The sequence below is a fragment of the Vineibacter terrae genome (assembly GCF_008039615.1).
In the GTDB taxonomy this organism is placed as follows: Bacteria; Pseudomonadota; Alphaproteobacteria; order Reyranellales; family Reyranellaceae; genus Vineibacter; species Vineibacter terrae.
This window is the reverse complement of sequence record NZ_VDUZ01000005.1, coordinates 95,712-116,342: the sequence shown is the minus strand read 5'-3', so window position 1 is coordinate 116,342 and position 20,631 is coordinate 95,712. Positions and strand designations below refer to the sequence as shown.

Sequence of the window (20,631 nt, the reverse complement as noted above, 5' to 3'; positions counted from 1 at the left end):
GCTGGCATGATGTTTGAACGCAATCCGACCTGAGGTCCGAACGGAGCATGATATGAGCAAGAACGGTGCCGTTGACAGCCTGGACCTCACGCGCCTGCGGGCGGACTACCGTGCCGGCCACCGCACGCCGTCGATGGTCATCGACATGCTCCTGCAGCGCCTTGCCGCCCGAGGCGATGATGGCGTCTGGATCTCGCGCGTGCCCGATGACGCGCTGCGCCGTCAGGCTTCGGCTCTCGAGGAGCGCCTGCGCGCCGACCCCGGCGTGCTCGACCGCGAGACGCTGTTCGGCGTGCCGTTCGCGATCAAGGACAACATCGACCTGGCCGGCCTGCCGACCACGGCGGCCTGCCCGGCTTTCGCCTACACGCCGTCGCGCTCGGCGATCGCGGTCGAACGGCTATGTGCTGCCGGGGCGATCCCCGTCGGCAAGACCAACCTCGACCAGTTCGCCACCGGACTGGTCGGGGTGCGCTCTCCCTATGGCGTGGCCCGCAATCCGTTTGACGCAGCATACATCCCCGGCGGCTCGAGCTCGGGATCGGCGGTGGCGGTGGCGGCCGGCCTCGTCACCTTCGCGCTCGGCACCGACACCGCAGGCTCCGGCCGGGTGCCTGCCGGCTTCAACAACATCGTCGGCCTGAAGCCCAGCATCGGCCTGATCCCGGCAAGCGGTGTCGTGCCCGCCTGCCGGTCGCTGGACGTGGTGTCCATCTTCGCGCTCACCGTCGGCGACAGCCTGGCGGTGCTGGCGGCCGCGATGGGCTTCGATTCCGACGACATCTATGCCCGCTGCGCCCCGGCAGGCTACACAGCATCGCTGTCGGCGGCGCCACCGGCGCCGCGCATCGCCGTGCCACGACCTGACCAGCGCCAGTTCTTCGGCGATGCCCAGGCCGAGCGCCTGTTCGATGTGGCCCTGGCCCGGCTGGCGTCGCTGGGCGCCACCCTGGTCGAGATCGACTACGCGCCGCTGGCGGAGGCCGCGGCGGTCCTTTACAGCCCAACGGGTGTCGCCGAACGCACCGCGGCGCTGGACGACTTCCTGGTCCGGCAGCCTGACGCCCTGCATCCGATCACCCGGCAGATCGTCGAGAGCGGCCGCTCGGCCCATGCCGTCGACGTCTACAAGGCGCGAGATCGCTTGCGTGCGCTGCGCCGCCATGCCGAAGCCCTGTTCGCCGATACCGACATGCTGGTGGTGCCGACCAGCGGCACGATCTATCGCATCGACGACGTCCTTGCCGACCCGGTCCAGCTGAACAGCAATCTCGGCCACTACACCAACTTCGTGAACCAGCTCGACCTCAGCGCGCTGGCGGTGCCCGGCGGCTTCCGCGACGACGGCATGCCTGCCGGCATCACGCTGATCGCGCCCGCCTTCCGCGAACCTCAGCTCGCTGCCGTCGGCCATGCGTTCCACGTCGCCAGCAGCGTGACGCTGGGCGCCACCGGCGTGGCAATGCCCGACATCACGCCGCCGGCATCGAACCCGGCGTGGCCGACATTGGATATCGTCGTGCTGGGCGCGCATATGCGTGGCCTGCCGCTGAACCGCGATCTTGCGGCGCTGGGCGGCCGCTACGTGAGCGAATGCCGCACGGCGCCTCTTTATCGCCTGTTCCGCTTGCCGGGCGGCGCGGTGGCCCGGCCCGGCATGGTGCGCGTGGCCGAGGACGGCGCGGCGATCGCCGGCGAGGTCTGGCGCCTGCCTGCGGAATCCGTCGCCGCCCTGCTGGCCGGCATCCCGCAGCCGCTGGGCCTGGGCGATGTCGTTCTGAGCGACGGCCGCCGGCTCAAGGGCTTCCTGTGCGAGGCCGTGGCCACAGCGCAGGCCGAGGACATCACCCGCTTCGGCGGCTGGCGCGCCTGGCTTGCGGCACAAGAATAAGCCTAGCGCGAATCACGGCTCCTTCGCCGCGGCCGTCATGAATGTCCGTCTGCGCATGGCCCGCCTCATGCCTTCTACATGCCGTAGAGCTCGGCTTTCCTGATGGTGTTGCGCAGGATGCGGATCGATGCCACGTCGATCATGACGCCATCGACATTGATGGCGCCCAGCCCCTGTGCTTCGGCTTCGGCGTAGGCCTTCTCCAGCTTGCGCGCCCGCGCCACGTCCTCGGCCCGTGGCGAGTAGACGTCGCGTGCGATGTCGATCTGCGACGGATGGATCGCCCATTTGCCGACGCAGCCCAGCAGCATGGCGCGCGTGCATTCCTGGCGGTAGCCGTCGGGGTTCTTGAAATCGGCATAGGGGCCATCGACCGGATCGATGCCGGCGGCACGGCAGGCCATCACGAGCCGGAAGCGGGCGTGGTGCCAGATGTCTCCGGGGTAGGCCGAGTCGCCGCCGATGGCATGGTTGGCGACGCCCATCGACGCCGAGAAATCGCCCATGCCGAACACCAGACATTCCAGCCGCGGCGTGCAACGTGCGATCTCGTCGATGTTCTGCATGCCCTCGACCTCCTCGATCAGCGCCTCCAGGCCGATGCGCCGCTTGAGCTTCAGCTTCTTCTCGAGCTGGTGCAGCAGCTTATCGGCGAACAGAACGTCGGCCGCCGTCATGACCTTGGTCATCATGATGGTGTCGAGATGCTCGCCGGCGCCCTCGACCATCTCGATGATGTCCTCGAAGGCATATTCCGTTGTCAGGTCGTTGATCCGCACGCAGCGCGTCTTGCCGCTCCAGTCGAGCTCCTTGAGCGCGGTCACGATCTTCTGGCGCGCGCCACGCTTCTGGCTGGGCGCCACGGCATCCTCCAGGTCGAGGAACACGTGGTCGGCAGCCGAGGCGGCCGCCTTCTGCATCATCTTCTCGCTCGAGCCGGGGGTGGAGAGCTGCACGCGGCGCGCGCGGCGGGGACGGTCGGTCATGGTGCTGCCTTGCCTTTCAGCTGATGGTCCTGCTGTCGCGATGCTGCGCGATCTCGGCCGCCGACAGGCCGGCGGCCGCCAGCACGTGGTCGGTGTGCTCGCCCAGAAGCGGCGCGCGGCGGCGCACGCTGCCGGGAGTATCGCCCATCTTGATGGGAATGCCGGCGATGCGCACCGGCGCGGCGCAGCCGGGATGCTCCACCTCGACCACCATGTCGCGCGCCTTGAAATGCGGATCGGCCACGATCTCGCCCACGTGATAGACCGGCCCGAACGGGATCCTGCCACCCAGGATGGCCAGCAGCTCCTGCTTCGTGTGGCGGCGCGTGAAGGACGACACCGCCTCAAGGATCAGCGCCTGATGGGCCCGGCGGTCCTGCACGCTGGCGAAGCGCGCATCTCCGATCATCCCGTCCAGACCGATCAGGCGGCAAAAGATCGGCCAATGCACATCGGAATGCGCCGCGATAGTCACGTAGCCGTCCTTGGCCGGAAACATGCCGAAGGGGCACAGGAACGGATGATGGTTGCCCTCGGGCACCGCGACGGCGTCGAGGAAGGCATGCTGGTGCACGATGCGCTCGCACAGCGACAGCACCGAGTCGACCATCGCGACATCGACGAACTGGCCCTGGCCGCTGCGGCCGGCGTGCAGGATGGCGCTGACGATGCCGAAGGCGCACATCGCCGCCGGCATCAGGTCTCCGATGCCGGGACCGACCTTCATGGGCGTGTCCTGGTCCGGGCCGGTGATGCCCATCACCCCACCCATCGCCTGGGCCACCACATCATAGGCCGGCCAGTCGACATAGGGGCTGCGGCCGGTGCGCGGATCGCCGAAGCCGCGGATCGCGGCATAGACAAGCTTCGGGTTGCGCGCACGCATGGTCTCGTAGGACAGGCCCAGCCGATCCATCACGCCGGTGCGGTAGTTCTCCACCACGGCGTCGGCACTGTCCGTGAGGCGCAGCAGCAGGGCACGCCCTTCCGGCTTCTTCAGGTCGATGGCGACCGACAGCTTGTTGCGGTTCACCGACGCGAAGTAGCCACCATAGGCACGCAGCGTGTCGTCGACGCGATACGGTCCGACGATGCGCGTCTGATCGCCCTCCGGCGGCTCGACCTTGATGACCTCGGCGCCCTGGTCGGCCAGCATCTGGGTGCAGAACGGCCCGGCCAGCATCTGAGTCAGGTCGATGACGCGCACACCTTCGAGCGCGCCGACGGTGGTGGTCATGATTCCTCCCCACGCAGTGGGGAGGTGCCCCGAAGGGGCGGAGGGGAGCCAACGTGGTCTTGGTAACGGAGACCACGTCGGCTCCCCATCCGGCCTTCGGCCACCTTCCCCGCAAGCGGGGAAGGGAAAGAAACAATCATCACTTGTCCGCCCAGTGGCTGCGGCGCTTGAGCAGGACGGTGCGCTCGCCCTCGAACACCACCTTGTCGTCCTGGTTCACGCCGTAGTGCTTGAACCGCACCACGCCGCCATCGGGCCGATCGGCATCGCGCGTCTCCAGCACCTCGCTGTAGGCATAGAGCGTATCGCCGTGGAACACCGGCGCCTTGAGGCGGATCTTGTCCAGGCCCAGCTCCATGAGCGCGTTCTCGGCGGTGTCCTGGGCGGCAAGCCCGATCACCATCGAGATGGTGACACCGCCGAAACCCAGCCGCTTGCCCCATGGGCTCGCGGTCATCAGGTGCTCGTTGAAATGGGCGTCGGCGGTGTTCATGGTGATGTTGGTCACCCACACCTGCTCGAGCGGCTCGATCGTCTTGCCGCGCGCATGGCGCAGCACGTCGCCGGCCTTGAAGTCCTCGAAATAGTTGGCGCCGCCGGTGAGGGACGCGGCCTTCATCAGTTCCTCCCCAGCAGGCGGTCCGAGATGATGCGCTTCTGGATCTCCGACGTGCCCTCGAAGATCTTGGTGAGCCGCGCGTCGCGCCAGTGGCGCTCGACGGCATGCAGCTTGGTGTAGCCGGCGCCGCCGAAGATCTGGATGCCTTCGCTGGTGACGCGCTCGGCCATCTCGGAAGCGAACAGCTTCGCCATCGAGGCCTCCTTGTCGCAGCGCTGGCCGGTGTCGATCTGGTCGCACACGAAGTACATCAGCTGGCGCGCCGCCTCGATCTCGGTCGCCATGTCGGCGAGCTTAAAGCGGATCGCCTGGAAGTCGGAGATCGGACGGTCGAACTGGCGCCGCTCCTGGGCGTATTGCGTGGCGTCCTCCAGCGCGCCGCGCGCCAGGCCGATGGCACGGGCCGCGGTATGCGCCCGCGCCGTCTCCAGCCCGCGGGTGGCGTAGTAGAACGCCTGGCCTTCCTCGCCGATCAGGTTCTCGGCCGGTACGCGGCAATTGTCGAACGCCAGCTCCCAGGTCTTCCAGCCGAAATAGCCGATCTTGGGAATCGACGCGCCGGAGCAGCCGGGCGGCAGCTCGCCACGCTTCTTCTCGATGATGAACATCGAGATGCCCTTGTGGCGTGCCTTGGGATCCATCTCCGAGGTGCGCGCCATGAGGATCAGAAAGTCGGCGCCGTCGGCGAAGGTGCACCAGTACTTGTTGCCGGTGATCAGGTAGCTGTCGCCGTCCTTCTTCGCGCGGCAGCTCAGGCTGGCGACGTCCGATCCCGTGTTGGGTTCCGACATCGAGAAGGCGCCCAGGAACTCGCCCTTGGCCATGCGCGAGAGGTAGCGCCCGCGCTGCTCCTCGTTCATGGCATGCGAGCCGATGAGGCTGTTGCCGCGCGCGATCAGGGAGGCCACGCTCATCCAGCCGCGCGACAGCTCCTCCGTCACCAGGCAGTACTCGAAGCTGCCCAGGCCGGCGCCGCCATACTGCTCGGGAATGAGGATGCCGAAGTAGCCCATCTCGGCGAGCTTGTCGCGCAGCGACATCGGGATGTCGCCCTGCTCCGGGTCGAGCTTGTTGGCGACCGGCAGCACCTCGTTCATGGTGAACTCGCGCGCCGCTTCCTGCATCATGCGGCGCTCTTCGGTCATGTAGCTCACGATACCCTCCGCAGCCGCACCAGGTTGGTGCGCTTGAAATCGATCACGCGTTCATCGGCCTGGTTGAAGCCTTCGGTGTGCCAGGTGACGATGCCGAAATCCTTCATCGAGTCGCTGAGCCGCCGGTCGAGCACGAGCGAGCGCGCCGTCAGCGTGTCGCCGGGATAGACCGGGCTGTGGAACGACAGCTCGTTGACGCCGAGGAACGGGCCGCCGCCTTCGCTCAGGTCCTCCACCGACAGGCCGAACACGGTGGTGAAGACCAGCAGCGGATTGACGACGAGGCCGGGATGGCCGTGCGCGCGGGCGTACTCGGCATTGTAGTAGTGCGGGTTGAAATGCAGGGTCAGGGTCGTGAACGTCGTCGACTCCGACTCGGTGATGGTGCGCCCCCAGTGATGGGAGAACACGCGGCCGGGTGTGAAGTCGTCGTAGGTATGCCCCTTGGGCACCAGCCGGGCTCGCGCCCGGAAGTCTTCCGCCGCCTGCGTCATGCGCTGGCCCTCCGTCGACCGCTGTTCTTCGGGCAAGGGATTATGCGAACCTGCGGCGCAGACAAAGGGGTCGGCGCGATATTTCACATATGTGATAGCCGCGACGCGGGCTTATCCTTCGACCTGCCAGCGGGCGATCTCGGCCCGCAGGCGCGCGGCGATGGCGTCGGCATGGGGCTTCAGGCGCTCGACCGGCGCGCCAATGCCCAGCGCCGTTGCCGGCACGGGCTCGAGGCCGGGCAGAGCCATTGCGATGACGCCGGCACCGGGCGTGACGCTGCCCTCCGACATCGCATAGCCGTCGCGGCGGCACTGGGCGATCCCCGCCATCAGGACCGCTGCCTTGACGCGCTGCGCCGGATCACGCGCCTCGGCATTGCAGCGGCGCAGGATGGCCAGGATCTCGCGGTCCGGCAGGCCGGCGAGCAGCGCCACGCCGGTCGCCGCCTGGTGGATCGGCCGGCGCATGCCGCGATGGAGCACGAAGCGCACCGGATTCGCCGCTTCCAGGATGCGGATGTAGAGCACGTGCACGCCCTGGCGCTGGCCCAGGATGATGGTCTCGCCGGTGGCGCCGTGCAGGCGGCGCATCAGCCGCGCGATGGCATCGGTGGCCACCTCCTTGCCTTCGAGCCAGTCGCCAAGGAAGGCCACGCGCAAGGTGGGCAGGAACGTACGTTGGCCGCGATCGTGCACGAGGTAGCCCAGCGCCACCAGGCTCTGCAGCAGCACCGAGGCGCTGGACTGGGGATAGGCGAGCGCCGCCGCGACCTCGCCCACCGTCAGCGGTCCGCGGCGCTCGGCGAACAGCTCCAGCACCTCCAGCACGCGGCGCGCCGACTTCACCGTGCGCTCGGCCAGCGGTGTGCCGGGGGAGGCTTCTGTCAGCGCGATCGGACCGCGCGGCTCCTGCCGTGCTCTTCGTGCCTGCTGGCGAGACATGAGCACGCCAGACGGCGCGCGGTCCGATCGCAGCGCCATGGGCGCGTCAGCGCCCGGTCGCGGACAGCAGCGGATCGATGCTGTCCAAGGTCTCCAGCCGTTGCACCAGCTCCAGCAGCGCCTCGGCCTTGGCTTCGCCTAGCACCGGCGTCGCCAGCGCCCGGTACTTGGCGACGAGCTTGTCGCCCTGCCGCGCCACGTCGCCTTCGGGCACGCCCGAATCGAAGCGCGCCTCGACATGGCGCCCGTTGGCCAGCTCGACCCTCACCTCGGCCAGGGTGTGGGGCCAGCCGTTCTGGAAATCGATCGCGACCTTGTCGCGCAGCCGTGCCAATCGCGGATCATTGGCGTTGGCGGCGCTGTAGCTGGACATCGCCGCCGTATCGATGCCAGCCAGCGCGAAGGCCGTGGTGAGCTTGAGCGAGAACTTTGCCTCCAGGCCGCTGGCCGGCTGCTGGATGTTGCAGACCTTGTCGGTCTCCTGGTCGATCTTGAGCGTGATGGCGCGCACATCCTGCGGCTGGATGGCGTGGTTCAGCCGCAGCTGCTTCACGCACTCGATCGGCGCGTGCGTCAGGTAGCAGGCGGCATGGTACTTGAAGAGGTTGTTGCGGATATGGAAGCCCTGCGGCGCCGGGCCCAGCGCCTTGTCGGCGTTGAAGTCCTGGCTGTGGGTGGCGGCGAAGCCCTGGGCGCATTCCAGGATATCGCCGCGCGAGGTGAAGCCGCGGGCCGCCCAGCGCGCCGCCTGCAACCCCGCCCGCGCCGCCAGGCCTGCATGCAGCGGCTTGCACATGGTGCCGAACACGGATTTCAGGCCGGCGGCCTGGGTGCCCGCGATGCCGAAAGCGGTGGCCATGGTGGCCGCATCCAGCCGCAGCAGGCGGCCGCAGGCCGCCGCCGCCGCGAAGGCGCCGATCGTGGCGGTGGCGTGGAAGCCGCGGGCGTAGTGCGAGGGCTGCACCAGCCAGCCGACCCGCGAGGCCGTCTCATAGCCCGACACGAAAGCCTCGATGAAGGCGCGGCCGCTGACCTGCCGACCCTCCGCCTGGGCCAGCAGGGCCGGCGTGAACGTCACCGTCGGGTGTCCGCTCATCCACATGTTGACGTCGTCATAGTCCAGCGCATGGCTGGCGGCGCCGTTGATCAGGGCCGCCTGCGCCCGCGCCACGCGCCTGCCGCGGCCGATCAGCGTGGCATGCGGATTGCCGCCCTCCTCCTCGGCATCGGACACCAGGATGCCGACCAGGGGATCGTCCCAGGCGGCCAGCGTGACGGCGAGCCAGTCAAGCAGGCATTGCTTGGCCAGCGTGACCACGTCGGCAGGCAGGCCGTCGAAGTCGTAGCCCAGCGCCTGCTGGGCGAGGGTGGCGGTGGGCGGCGTCATGGGCGTCGCCGATCGCGCGGTGGCTGCCGGTCCACTCATGGAAATTCCTCTCGGCGCGGGATATCGGTGATGGACCACGATGGCATGCAGGTGTCATCGTGGTCAAAGGGTCGATGCGAAGAGGGTCTCATGAAGCACGTTCCGCTGGGCCGCTCGGGCCTGATGGTCAGCCGCGTCTGCCTGGGCGGCAACTCCTGGGGCGCCAAGGGGCGGCGCGGCTGGGGCAAGTTCGATGCCGACGAGGCGCCGGCCTACTTCAAGCGCGCGCTCGATGTCGGCATCACCTTCTTCGACACCGCCGACACCTACAATGCCGGCCGTAGCGAGGAGATCATGGGCGCCACGCTGCTGAAGATGGCGCGGCGCGACGACATCGTGATCTCGACCAAGGTCGGCATCCGCATGAGCGACCGGCCCAACGATGTCGGCACCGGGCGCAAGCACCTGATGAGCTCGCTGGACGCGCAGCTCAAGCGGCTGGGCACCGACTACGTCGACGTCTACCAGGTGCACCGCCTGGACCCGCACACGCCGATCGAGGAGACCATGTGGTCGCTCGACCAGATCGTGCGCTCGGGCAAGGTGCGCTACATCGGCGGCTCGACCATGCCGGCCTACAAGTTCGCGCAGATGCTGATGATCGCCGACTGGAAGGGCTATGCGCGGCCGATCGCGATGCAGAACCTCTACAACCTGATCCAGCGCGAGGAAGAGCGCGAGATGAACCGGCTCTGCGCCGAGCAGGGCGTGGGGCTGATCCCCTACAGTCCGCTGGCACGTGGCTTCCTGGCCGGCAACCGCGATCGCGCAGGCGGCGGCGAGACCGAGCGCTCCAAGAGCGACACGATCGTCAAGGCCGGCACCTACCGCGACTGCGACTGGACCGTCGTCGAACGGCTGAAGGCGGTGGCCGCAGCGCGCGGCATCAAGCCGACGCAGGCGGCGCTGATGTGGCTGTGGTCGAAGAGCTACATGGCGGCACCCATCATCGGTGCCACCAGCCTCGATCAGCTCGACGACGCGGCCAAGGCGACCGAGCTGGCGCCGCTGGCGGCCGACGAGGTGAAATCGCTGGAGGAGCCGTATCAGTTCCGGGTGCCGGAGTGACCGTCCGCCCCTGAGCGTGGCGACGCCGCGCCATGACATCGTCCGACGCTCCCGCCACCCTGCCGGAAATCGCACCGGCGTTGGCGCGCACGGCGTCGCACTACGACGCGGTACCCTACGAATCATATCCCTTCCCGCTCACCCATCCAGCCCGGCTGGCCGCGATCGGCCGGCTGTTCGACCTGACGCCGCCGCCGATTCGCACCGCGCGCATCCTGGAAATCGGCTGCGCCGCCGGCGGCAACATCATTCCCTTGGCGGCCCAGCTGCCCGACGCCACATGCCTGGGCATCGACCTCTCGGGCGTTCAGGTCGAGCAGGGACAACGGCGCGCCGCCGGCATGGACCTGCGCAACATCACGCTGCGCCGCCAGAGCGTCACCGAGATCGGCTCCCGCGATGGGCCGTTCGATTACATCATCTGCCACGGCGTCTACAGCTGGGTGCCGGCCACCGTGCGCGAGGCGATCCTGCGGGTGTGCGCCGAGTGCCTGAGCGACAACGGCATGGCCGTCGTCAGCTACAACGTCATGCCGGGCTGGCATGTGAAGCTGGTGGTGCGCGACTCGCTGATCGCGCACGCGGCGCACATCCAGGACCCGTCGCAGAAGACCGCCGAGACGCGCCGGTTCATCAACCTCGTGAAGGACAGCGTGTCCAAGCAGGCGCCCTATGGCAACGCGCTGCGCACCGAGCTCGAGGAGCTCGCCGAGCAGCGCGACGACTACGTGATGCACGAGTTCCTCGAGGACGAGAACACCCCCTGCACCTTCACCGAGTTCGTGCAGGCCGCGGCGCGGGCCGGGTTGAGCTATCTCGGCGATACCCTGCTGCACTCCATGATCGCCGAAAGCTACGGCGAGGAGATCGCGTCGGCGCTGCAGCTCCTGTCGGACAATCGCCTGCTGGCGCACGAGCAGTACCTCGACATCCTTACCGGCCGCACCTTCCGGCGATCGATCCTGATCCGGACGGCCACGATGGGCCCCGTGCAGCGTGCCCTCAACCCGGCCCGGCTGATGGACCTGCATATCGCCGGCCAGTTCACGGAAGCCCCGGAGCCGGAAGTGAGCGGTGCGCGAACGTTCCGCCACCGCGCCGGCCGCATGCTGACGACCGCCAGCCCCAACGTGCACGTCGCGCTGGAGCGGCTGGCTGCCCGCTACCCGGGCACGGTCACACCGGCCGAGCTGATCCATACCGCCGGCCTCGATGAGCCGGCCCCGCGACGCGCAATCGTGATCGATGCGCTGGGCGAGATGATGAATGCCGGCATGCTGGATTTCTATATCGAGCCCCTGCGCGTCGGGTTGGCCAGCGCCCCGCGTCCGACCGCCATCGCGCTGGCCCGCGCCGACGTCGCGCAGGGTGCCGCCTCGACCGCCAGCCTGCGGCACGAGCAGGTGTCGCTCGACATCGGCGGGCAGCTGCTGGTGCCGCTGCTCGACGGCACGCGGGACCGCGAGGCCCTGTGCACCGGCCTGCTGCAAGCCATCGCCGACCGGGGCATGCAGCTCAAGCGGGACGGCGAGCCGATCAGCCGGCACGATGAGCAGCGCGCGGCCGCATTGCAACTGATCGAGTCGCTGCTAAAGTCGCTGGAGTCCCGGGCGCTGCTGCAGGCCGACTCGGCATGAGATGCCATGAAGAAACGAGAGCTCGCACCGCCATGACGTCCGCCGATACACCCGCCAACCTGCCCGAGGTCGCGCCGGCGCTGGCGCGGACGGCGGCGCAGTATGACGAGGTGCCCTATCAGTCGCATGCCTTTCCGCTGACGCACCCGGCGCGGCTGGCGGCCATCGCCACGCTGTTCGGCCTGGCGCCGCCCGACGTCGCCACCGCGCGCATCCTGGAGATCGGCTGCGCCGCCGGCGGCAACATCATCCCCCTGGCCGCGCACCTGCCCGGGGCAACGTGCCTGGGCATCGACCTCTCGGGCGTGCAGATCGAGCAGGCGCAGCGCCGCGCCCAGGGGCTGGGGCTGGGCAACCTCGAGCTGCGGCGCCAGAGCGTGACGGAGATCGGTGCCGCCGACGGGCCGTTCGACTATGTGATCTGCCACGGCGTCTACAGCTGGGTGCCGTCCGGCGTGCGCGAGGCGATCCTGCGCGTCTGCGCCGAGCGGCTGAGCGACGACGGCATCGCCATCATCTCGTACAACGTGATGCCGGGCTGGCACATGAAGCGGGTGGTGCGCGACTCGATGGTCGCGCACGCCGCCCATATCGCCGACCCGTCGCAGAAGATCGCGCAGGCGCGCTGGTTCATCGAGTTCCTGAAGGACCGCGTGCCGCAGCAGACGCCCTACGGCGCCGCGCTGCGCACCGAGGCGGCCTTCCTCGCCAACCAGCGCGACGACTACGTGCTGCACGAGTTCCTGGAGGACGAGAACAGCCCCTGCACCGTCACCGAGTTCGTGCTCGGCGCCGAGAAGCTGGGGCTGGGCTATCTCGGCGAGACCGAGCTGCATACCATGATCGCCGAGACCTACGGCGCCGAGGTCGCGGGCGCGCTGCGCCAGCTGTCGGACAACCGCCTGCTGCCGCTGGAGCAGTACATCGACATCCTGACCGGCCGCACGTTCCGGCAGTCGATCCTCGCCAAAGCCGCCACCGCGGCGCGGGCGCAGCGGGCGCTCGACCCGCACCGGCTGCTGGCCCTGCATGTCGCCGGTCGCTTCACGGCCGAGGCCGATGCCGGCCAGGACGGCGCACGCGTGTTTCGCGACAATGCCGGGCGCACGCTGTCGACCGGCAGCACCGGCGTCGGCATCGCCATGGACCTGATGAGCGCCCGCTACCCCGCGACCGTGACGGCCGCCGAGCTGACTGCCGTCGCCGGACGCTGGTCGTCGGCACCGGCGGCGCAGGAGGCCGCGGTGATGGATGCGCTCTACCGGCTGCTGAACGCCGGCATGCTCGACTTCCGCATCACGCCTGTCCGCATCGGGGCTGCCGGCGCCGAGCGGCCGCGGGCGACGCCGCTGGCACGCCACGATGCGTCCCAGGGCGCGGCGGCCACCACCAGCCTGCGCCACGAGCCCGTCCTGATCGACGCCGCGTCGCGCCTGCTGCTGCCGCTGCTGGACGGCACGCGCGACCGCGTCGCGCTGCGCGATGCGCTGCTGCAGGCGCTGGCCAGCGCCGGCACGCACCTGCAGCGCGACGGCCAGGCCGTGGCCGGCGAGGCGGAGCGCCACGCGGCGGCGCTGGAGCTGATCGAGAGCACGCTGCGGTCGCTGGAGGCCACGGCACTGCTGGAGGCGTCGTGAGCCGGGAGCAGCCGCATGACTGACGTGTGGTACTTCGCCTATGGCTCCAACATGGATCCGAACCGGCTCAAGCTGCGTTGCACGGACAAGGGCGTGCCGGTGCTGGAGCGGGTCGCGGGGCACCTGCACGGCTGGCGCCTGGCGTTCAACAAGCAGCGCCGGGACCGGCCGGGCGAAGGCGCCGCCAACGTGATGCCCGACCCGGCGGGGCTGGTCGAGGGCACGCTGAACCGCATGCCGCCGGCGGGCCTCGACCTGCTGGATGTCGACGAGGGCGTCAGCAGCGGGCAGTACGCAAGGCGCGCCGTGCAGGTGATGCGGCTCGACACGCGCCAGCCGCTCGACGCGGTGATGTATGTGGCGCTGCCGGCGGTCGTGGCCGGCGGCCTGCGCCCGCCGCGCTGGTATCTCGAGCACCTGCTGGCCGGCCGCGACCTGCTGTCGGCGGCGTACCACGCATCGCTGGCCGCGACGCCGGTGGTCGATTGACGGACGGAGGGATGTCATGCCGGAACCTCAGACCTATTCGGGTGGCTGCCACTGCGGCCAGGTCCGTTACGAGGTCACGACCGACCTGGCGCAGGTGATCGCCTGCAACTGCTCGATCTGCACCAAGCACGGCCTGATGCTGACCTTCGTGCCGGCAACGGCCTTCAAGCTGCTGGCCGGCGAGGACGCCGTGGCCGACTACCAGTTCAACAAGAAGCGGATCCACCACCAGTTCTGCCCGGCCTGCGGCGTCGAGTCCTTCGCGCGCGGCGCCAAGCCGGACGGCACGCCGGTCATCGCCATCAACGTGCGCTGCCTCGAAGGCCTCGACCTCGGCACGGTCAAGGCCGCGCCGTTCGACGGGCGGAGCCTGTAGCATGTCCCTTCTCCCCGCGAAGGCGGGGAGAAGGGACAGCTCAGCACACGCTGGCGTAGCGCTCGCGGACGGTCTGCAGCACCTCGTCGGGGTCGCGCTGCCACCAGTTCCGGGCCGAGAAGATCTCGACCTCGACGCAGTCGGCGTAGCCGGCCGCCTCGACCCAGCCGCGGATCCTGGGGATGTCGATGACGCCATCGCCCATCATCCCGCGGTCCAGCAGCATGTCGGTCGTCGGCACCAGCCAGTCGCAGACATGGAAGCCCAGGATGCGGCGCCCGGCCCGCGCGATCTCGCGCTCGAGCGCCGGATCCCACCAGACATGATAGACGTCGACCGCGACGCCCACCCCGTCGCCCAGCGCATCGCAGAGGTCGTTGGCCTGCGCCAGCGTGTTCACGCAGGCCCGGTCGGCGGCGTACATCGGATGCAGCGGCTCGATCGCGAGCTTCAATCCCTGCGGGCGGGCATGATCGAGCACCGCGGCGATGCCATCCTGCACCTGCCGGCGCGCGCCGGCGATATCCCTGGAGCCGGCCGGCAGGCCGCCCACCACCAGGATCAGGCACTCGGCCCCCAGCGCCAGCGCCTCGTCGACCGCACGGCGGTTGTCCGCGATCGCCGCAGCGCGGCCGGCGGCGTCGGCGGCGGGAAACATGCCGCCGCGACAATAGCCGTTGACCCGCAGGCCATGCGTGCGGATCAGCCTGGCCGCGGCCTCCAGCCCGCAGGCCGCGACCTGGTCGCGCCACGGCGCGATGGCGCGGATGCCGTGCCGGGCACACCCTTCGATGATCTGCGGCAAGGTCCAGCGCTCGCGCACCGTGGCGGTGTTCAGCGACAGCAGGTCGGGATGGGCGGCGAGGTCGCGCATGGCATCTTCTCCTTGATCCCTCACCCTCCCATGACGCTACGCGCCATGGGCCCCTCCCTCTCCCGCGAACGGGAGAGGGAATTAATTCGCCAGCCCGTGCACCGCGAGCACGCGGCGCATGCGCGCGACCGCGTCGTCGGGGTCCTTCAGCAGGCCGGCGGCATCGGCGAGGCGGAACAGGTCGGCGAGGTGCAGCAGCGAGCGCGCGCTCTGCTGGCCGCCCACCATCACGAAATGCTCCTGCAGGCCGTTGAGATAGGCCATGAACACGACGCCGGTCTTGTAGAAGCGCGTGGGCGCGCGGAAGATGTGGCGCGACAGCGGCACCGTCGGCGCCAGGATGTCGTGGAACGTGCCCGACTCGCCGCGCGCCAGCGCCCCCAGCGCCGCCGAGGCCGCCGGCGCGATGGCATCGAAAATGCCCAGCAGCGCGTCGGAATGGCCCTGCGCGTCGCCCGCGATCAGCTCGGCGTAGTTGAAGTCGTCGCCGGTGTACATGCGCACGCCTTCCGGCAGGCGGCGGCGCATCACGATCTCCTTGTCCTTGTCGAGCAGCGAGATCTTGATGCCGTCGACCTTGCCGGCGTTGGCCGTAATCGCCGCCAGGCAGGTCTCCATGGCCTGCCAGTGATCCTTGTGGCCCCAGTAGCCATCGAGCGCCGGATCGAACATCTCGCCCAGCCAGTGGATCAGCGCCGGCGCCGCCACCTGGCGCAGGATGCGGTCGTAGACCTTCAGGTAGTCGTCGGGCGACCTGGCGCAGGCGGCCAGCGCCCGCGAGGCCATCAGGATGATCTGGCCGCCGGCCTGCTCGACGGCCTCGCACTGCTCCTCGTAGGCGCGGATCACGTCGTCGATCGTGAGGTCTGGCGACGGCGCCAGGTGATCGGTGCCGGCGCCGGAGCGGATCAGGCCGCCCTCGGCCTTGGCCAGCGCCGTGCTGCGGCGGATGAGCTCCAGGCTGGTCGGCCAGTCGAGCCCCATGCCGCGCTGCGCCGTGTCCATCGACTCGGCCACGCCCAGCCCCAGCGACCACACATGGCGGCGGAACTTCAGCGTGGTCTCCCAGTCGATCGCCGGCGTCAGCCACGGGTCGTGATCGGCGAAGGGATCGGCGACGACATGCACCGCCGAATAGGCGATGCGGGTGAACGGCCGGTCGGCCTTGGGGAAGACACGCGGCGTGCGGGTGGCGAAGGCTTCGGTGCGGCCGTCACGGGTGGGGAGATGGATGGTGGGCATGGTTGTTTCCTCGTTCGATGTCTTCCCTCCCCCAGCTTCGCTGGGGGAGGTGGCCGAAGGCCGGAGGGGGAGCCGACGTGGTCTCAGTTGCCAAGACCACGTCGGCTCCCCTCCGCCCCTTCGGGGCACCTCCCCAGCGAAGCTGGGGAGGATAACTATCAAACCTCCAGCGGCGGGACGTCGATCCAGCGGCGCTCCTTCCAGCTCCGCATCGCCAGCTCGGCCAGCTGCACACCCTTGGCGCCTTCGAACAGGGTCCATTTGAACGGCGCGTCCTCGCAGACATGGCGGATGAACATCTCCCACTCGGCCTTGAAGCCGTTGTCGTAGGCGACGTTGTCAGGCACCTCCTGCCAGCCGGCGAAGAAGTCGATGCTCTGCTTGACGTCGGGGTTCCATACCGGGCGCGGCGTGCTCACGCGCGCCTGGGTGCGGCAGCTCTGCAGACCGGCGACGGCCGAGCCCAGCGTGCCGTCGACATGGAACGTCACCAGATCGTCGCGGCGCACGCGCGTGCACCAGGAGCTGTTGATGTGGCAGATCACGCCGCCCTCGAGCTGGAAGGTAGCGTAGCAGGCATCGTCGGTGTCGGCCGCGTACCTGCGATCGGCCTCGTCCCAGCGCTCGGGGATATGGGTGGCGCCCAGGCAGCTCACCGACTTCACGGCGCCGAACAGGTTGTCCATCACGTAGCGCCAATGGCAGACCATGTCGAGGATGATGCCGCCGCCCTCGGCCTTCTTGTAGTTCCATGACGGCCGCTGCGCCGGCTGCCAGTCGCCCTCGAACACCCAGTAGCCGAACTCGCCGCGCACCGAGAGGATACGGCCGAAGAAGCCCGAGTCGCGCAACATCTTCAGCTTCAGCAGGCCCGGCAGGAACAGCTTGTCCTGCACGACGCCGTGCTTGATGCCGGCGGCCTTGGCCTTCTTGGCCACGGCCAGCGCATGATGCAGCGTGTCGGCCACCGGCTTCTCGCAATAGACGTGCTTGCCGGCGTCGATCGCCTGCGCCAGCAGGCCGGCGCGCGCCTGGGTAGTGGCGGCGTCGAAGAAGACCTCGTCGTTGCGGTTGTGCAGCGCCGTGTCGAGGTCGGTGGTCCAGCGCTCGATGCCATAGGCCTTGGCCAGGCGCTCGACCTTGTCGGCGCCGCGGCCCACCAGGATGGGATCGGGCATGACGCGATCGCCGTTGGCCAGCGCCACCCCGCCCTGCTGACGGATGGCGACGATGGAACGCACCAGGTGCTGGTTGGTCCCCATGCGCCCGGTCACGCCGTTCATGATGATGCCGAGGCGACGTGTTGGCATTGTTGCAGGTCCCCTTGTCGATCAACGCGTCATCCCGAGCGTAGCGAGGGATGACTGACTGGATGGACGGCCGCCACGCGCTACCCGCGCCAGCGCGCGAGGTTGGCGGCGACGAAGGCATCGTCGGTGAGCTCGGGGTAGGTGGCGTAGAGGCGGTCGATCTCGTCCGACTGCCCCGGGCTCAGAACCTCGTGCGGATCCAGGCAATGCACCGTGCGCAGCAGGCCCTGGCGGCGGAGAATCTCATGGCAGCCGGGGATGCAGCCGCGGAATTCGTTGGCGACATCGAACACCACGGCGTTGCAGTCGGTCACCTTGGAGTCCAGCGCCAGCACGTCCAGCGGTACCGAGCCGCTGTCGACGGCGGCGTGCGCCTGCCCCAGCAGCCCGACCGCGGCCTTGGTCCACACGCTCCAGTGCCCCAGCAACCCGCCGCGGAAACGCAGCGTCACCTCGCGGTTGCCGGCGCGCACCCGCCACGGCATCAGCAGGTCGGCGACGATGTGGTCGTCGTTGCCGGTGTACAGCGTGACGCGGTCCTCGGCGCCGGCCATGGCGACGCCGACGGCGACGTCGAGGGTCTTGTAGCGGTTGAACGGCGCCACCTTGATGGCGATGACGTTCTCGATGGCCGCGAAGCGCGCCCAGAAGGCGCGCGACAGCGGGATGCCGCCGACCGCCGTCTGCAGGTAGAAGCCGACCAGCGGCATCTCGCGCGCCACCGCGGCGCAGTGCGCCACCAGCTCGTCCTCGCCGGCGCCCTTCAATGCGCCCAGCCCCAGCAGCACGGCGTGATAGCCCAGGGCGCGCGCCAGCCGCGCCTCCTCGACGGCCTGCGCGGTCTTGCCGATGACACCGGCGATCATCACCAGCGGCCGGTCGGTCCAGGCGTCGGCGGTCTGCTGCGCCAGCTCGAGCACCGGCCGGTAGAGGCCGACATCGCGGATCTGGAATTGCGTCGCGTGCACACCCACGGCCAGGCCACCCGAGCCGGCATCGATGTAGTAGCGCGACAGGGCGCGTTGCGAGTCGCGGTCGAAGGCGCGATTCTCGTCCAGCGCCAGCGGATGGGCCGGCAGCACGGCGCCCTGCCGCAGCACCGCCAGGACCGGGGCCGGGATATCGGACCAATGCAGGCCGCCGTTGGCCGCCATGATGCCTCTCCAGGTCAAGTAACCATCCGGTTACAACCGTGGCGCATCCGGCGCCGCACTGTCAACGGGTGCCAATGGGTACTGTTGCCCTGATGCACACCCGTCATCCCGCGCGTGGCCAGGGATCTTTCTGAACGACGCATCATTGCCCCTGTCGCCAAAGATTCCTCGCTGCGCTCGGAATGACAGATGGGGGACAGCCTCGGCGAAACCGTCTGCGCTATTTGCGCTGATTGCGGAACTGGAATTCGTCAGCAGTGACAAGGACTTCCACGGCACCGAATCGGACCGCGGCAGTAGCGCGATTTGCGCCAATCCACCGGCGGGCCTGCCATGATCCAGTCCTTCCCCCGGAGGGGGGAAGGTGGCGCGCAGCGCCGGAAGGGGGATGTTGCTGCAAGATCGATGTCGCCGGGGCAGATCGCTTCATTGTCAGGCGATACCTCTTCGGTGAGAGAAGTCGCTTCTTCACGAGGAGACGCCGAATCCGATCCAACATCCCCCTTCCGCCCCTTCGGGGCACCTCCCCCCTCCGGGGAAAGGTGAGCGGTGGCGTCGGGCAGCGCCGGCGGTTCACCGCCATCCCAGGGCACCGGCCAGGCGCGCCGCGCGGCGATGCGCACGGTCGTGCGCGCCCAACCTTGCAGCCGCACCTGGAACCGCACCATCGCCGTGCCGCCCGCGTCGTCGTCCGGCCACAGCACCACGTCGCGGCCGCGCAGCGGTTTGATGTCGGCCTTGTCGACGGCGGCGCAGCCGCCCGCCCAGGCAAGGCAGACGTGGTCCGGGAACAGCCGCCGGGCGGCATCGGCGACCGCCTCGCTTTGTACCACCAGCACCGGCGCCTCGGGTCGCGCCTGCAGCGCCGCGGCGCCGTAGAGCGGCAGCGGCGCCGGCGGCTCGTGCCAGCAGCAGGGCGCGCCGTTGCGCACCGCCATGGCGATGATCTTGCGGCCGGTGCGGCCGCGGAAGGCGGCGATGGCGAAGGTGTCGGTGTAATGCCACCAGCGCAGCGGTGCGCCGTGGCCGGCATGCGTCAGATCCGCGAAATTGCGCGCACTCATGGGCGCCACCCGATGATGGTGAGGAGGGTGTTGCTTGACGTCAGCAACCGGCGAAGACGCCCGCATGAAGCCCGGCGGCGGCTTGCCCTTTGACTGCCGGGCAGGCGTGGCGCCCGTTCGTCCCTCGGAAACCCTCAGGACATGCCCCGGCGACGGGAACGCTTACCAAGTTCGACTATTATATGTTGCCGGCGACTCACCTGCAATCGGTACAAAACCAGACATTGCGCCCACCGCGAGCGTGCATGCCGCGGCAGGCCAGAACAGGTTCGATGTACGCGATTCCGGGAGGCGGCGAAGGACCAAGCACCCCGATCCCCGGCAGGCCGACAGGTAAAGCGTCCATTCAACAATCTGATGCGTTGTGCCACCATCTGCCCAACCACCATGCCGAAGAATCGGCATGGTCAGGGGGCGACGACGACATGGCGACTTTCAACTATCGAGAAACACAGATCATCAAGGGCATGCTCTTGCGTGGCGACAAACAACACGACATCGCCGCCTATTTTGGTGAAAACGGCGGCCGAATTGCTGAGGTTGCAACCGGCAATACGACCTACCCGAAAGCGAACACTCGGAAATCGCTCATCCACAGCGCTTATGGCGGCTTCGATGGCCTCGACCAGCGATTCCATATCAGCGTCGCTCACACTCTCAAGAAATTCCACCTTGAGAAGCACGCGCAGGAAATCCGCCCCCTCATCATCCCGATCGGCTTCCAGCAACACATCATTCACGCGTTCGCCGACCTTGGACCGTTCGATCACGTCACGAACACGCTTCTTGAGCAGGGCAAAGTCAGCTTGCATCGCCTGACCACCTCCCCTCCGCATCGGCACCAAGTCTAGCCTCGAAAAGCCATTGTGGCGAGAGGACGTTGCGGTCAGCACAAACCAGATGTTGCGACGGCGGCCATAGCATCCAAGTGTTTTGGGCTGCTGCCCGGCCTCCCACACGTTTTGCAGACACGTCTGGAAGGCTCCGCCCCACCGTCATCCGGAGCGACCCTTGGGTTTCGCCCAGGGCAG

Annotated in this window: 19 protein-coding genes; 7 read left to right on the top strand and 12 right to left on the bottom strand. The window is 68.7% G+C overall.

Features of this window, described 5'->3' with window-relative positions; genetic code table 11:
• Positions 1 to 52: 52 nt before the first annotated feature.
• Positions 53 to 1,891, top strand: a complete 1,839-nt coding sequence (atzF, locus tag FHP25_RS06145) for an allophanate hydrolase (RefSeq protein WP_147846025.1) — start codon at positions 53 to 55, stop codon at positions 1,889 to 1,891.
• A gap of 74 nt (positions 1,892 to 1,965) precedes the next feature.
• Here atzF and FHP25_RS06140 read toward each other — a convergent pair whose 3' ends face one another.
• The 7 genes from FHP25_RS06140 to FHP25_RS06110 all read right to left on the bottom strand — a co-directional run bounded on the left by FHP25_RS06140 (position 1,966) and on the right by FHP25_RS06110 (position 8,749).
• Positions 1,966 to 2,877, bottom strand: a complete 912-nt coding sequence (locus FHP25_RS06140; RefSeq protein ID WP_147846024.1) for an HpcH/HpaI aldolase/citrate lyase family protein — start codon at positions 2,875 to 2,877, stop codon at positions 1,966 to 1,968.
• 16 nt (positions 2,878 to 2,893) lie between these two features.
• Positions 2,894 to 4,114: a CaiB/BaiF CoA transferase family protein gene (locus FHP25_RS06135; protein WP_147846023.1), complete on the bottom strand. Its 1,221-nt coding sequence runs from the start codon at positions 4,112 to 4,114 to the stop codon at positions 2,894 to 2,896.
• Positions 4,115 to 4,253: 139 nt separating this feature from the next.
• Positions 4,254 to 4,733 (bottom strand): MaoC family dehydratase, encoded by a 480-nt coding sequence (locus tag FHP25_RS06130; protein WP_178133330.1) that lies wholly within the window; start codon positions 4,731 to 4,733, stop codon positions 4,254 to 4,256.
• The gene (locus tag FHP25_RS06125; protein WP_147846144.1) at positions 4,733 to 5,878 is read right to left on the bottom strand and encodes an acyl-CoA dehydrogenase family protein; all 1,146 of its coding nucleotides are present in this window, start codon (positions 5,876 to 5,878) and stop codon (positions 4,733 to 4,735) included. The genes FHP25_RS06130 and FHP25_RS06125 overlap by 1 nt, the downstream gene beginning before the upstream one ends.
• 5 nt (positions 5,879 to 5,883) lie before the next feature.
• A complete protein-coding gene (locus FHP25_RS06120) occupies positions 5,884 to 6,381 on the bottom strand; it encodes a MaoC family dehydratase (protein WP_147846022.1) in 498 nt (165 codons plus the stop codon).
• Positions 6,382 to 6,492: 111 nt separating this feature from the next.
• A complete protein-coding gene (locus tag FHP25_RS06115; RefSeq protein WP_147846021.1) occupies positions 6,493 to 7,362 on the bottom strand; it encodes an IclR family transcriptional regulator in 870 nt (289 codons plus the stop codon).
• A 7-nt stretch (positions 7,363 to 7,369) separates the two neighbouring features.
• Positions 7,370 to 8,749 carry an MmgE/PrpD family protein gene (locus FHP25_RS06110; protein ID WP_147846020.1) on the bottom strand — a complete coding sequence of 460 codons (1,380 nt, stop codon included), beginning with the start codon at positions 8,747 to 8,749 and terminating at the stop codon, positions 7,370 to 7,372.
• 90 nt (positions 8,750 to 8,839) lie between these two features.
• Between FHP25_RS06110 and FHP25_RS06105 the strand changes: the two genes are divergently transcribed.
• From FHP25_RS06105 to FHP25_RS06085, 5 genes are read left to right on the top strand one after another with little or no spacing between them, the layout of a single operon-like run.
• Positions 8,840 to 9,817: an aldo/keto reductase gene (locus FHP25_RS06105; RefSeq protein ID WP_147846019.1), complete on the top strand. Its 978-nt coding sequence runs from the start codon at positions 8,840 to 8,842 to the stop codon at positions 9,815 to 9,817.
• Between the two features lie 32 nt (positions 9,818 to 9,849).
• Positions 9,850 to 11,454 carry a methyltransferase regulatory domain-containing protein gene (locus tag FHP25_RS06100; RefSeq protein WP_147846018.1) on the top strand — a complete coding sequence of 535 codons (1,605 nt, stop codon included), beginning with the start codon at positions 9,850 to 9,852 and terminating at the stop codon, positions 11,452 to 11,454.
• 32 nt (positions 11,455 to 11,486) lie between these two features.
• Positions 11,487 to 13,091 (top strand): methyltransferase regulatory domain-containing protein, encoded by a 1,605-nt coding sequence (locus FHP25_RS06095; RefSeq protein ID WP_178133328.1) that lies wholly within the window; start codon positions 11,487 to 11,489, stop codon positions 13,089 to 13,091.
• Between the two features lie 15 nt (positions 13,092 to 13,106).
• On the top strand, positions 13,107 to 13,580 hold the full coding sequence (locus FHP25_RS06090; RefSeq protein ID WP_147846016.1) for a gamma-glutamylcyclotransferase family protein: 474 nt from the start codon (positions 13,107 to 13,109) through the stop codon (positions 13,578 to 13,580).
• Positions 13,581 to 13,596: 16 nt separating this feature from the next.
• Entirely contained in the window at positions 13,597 to 13,956 is a 360-nt protein-coding gene (locus tag FHP25_RS06085; RefSeq protein ID WP_147846015.1) for a GFA family protein, read from the top strand.
• 40 nt (positions 13,957 to 13,996) lie between these two features.
• Here FHP25_RS06085 and FHP25_RS06080 read toward each other — a convergent pair whose 3' ends face one another.
• The 5 genes from FHP25_RS06080 to FHP25_RS06060 form a co-directional block, all read right to left on the bottom strand.
• The gene (locus FHP25_RS06080) at positions 13,997 to 14,830 is read right to left on the bottom strand and encodes a sugar phosphate isomerase/epimerase family protein (protein ID WP_147846014.1); all 834 of its coding nucleotides are present in this window, start codon (positions 14,828 to 14,830) and stop codon (positions 13,997 to 13,999) included.
• 81 nt (positions 14,831 to 14,911) lie between these two features.
• On the bottom strand, positions 14,912 to 16,072 hold the full coding sequence (locus FHP25_RS06075; protein ID WP_147846013.1) for a dihydrodipicolinate synthase family protein: 1,161 nt from the start codon (positions 16,070 to 16,072) through the stop codon (positions 14,912 to 14,914).
• Positions 16,073 to 16,230: 158 nt separating this feature from the next.
• Positions 16,231 to 17,382, bottom strand: coding sequence for a Gfo/Idh/MocA family protein (locus tag FHP25_RS06070; RefSeq protein WP_147846012.1), 1,152 nt, complete (start codon positions 17,380 to 17,382; stop codon positions 16,231 to 16,233).
• An 80-nt stretch (positions 17,383 to 17,462) separates the two neighbouring features.
• On the bottom strand, positions 17,463 to 18,536 hold the full coding sequence (locus tag FHP25_RS06065) for a dihydrodipicolinate synthase family protein (RefSeq protein WP_147846011.1): 1,074 nt from the start codon (positions 18,534 to 18,536) through the stop codon (positions 17,463 to 17,465).
• Between the two features lie 251 nt (positions 18,537 to 18,787).
• Entirely contained in the window at positions 18,788 to 19,666 is an 879-nt protein-coding gene (locus FHP25_RS06060) for a DUF6371 domain-containing protein (RefSeq protein ID WP_147846010.1), read from the bottom strand.
• 179 nt (positions 19,667 to 19,845) lie between these two features.
• Here FHP25_RS06060 and FHP25_RS06055 point away from each other — a divergent pair, with 179 nt between their 5' ends.
• Complete coding sequence (locus tag FHP25_RS06055; protein ID WP_147846009.1) at positions 19,846 to 20,451, top strand: hypothetical protein; 606 nt, start codon at positions 19,846 to 19,848, stop codon at positions 20,449 to 20,451.
• The last annotated feature ends 180 nt before the right edge of the window (positions 20,452 to 20,631 follow it).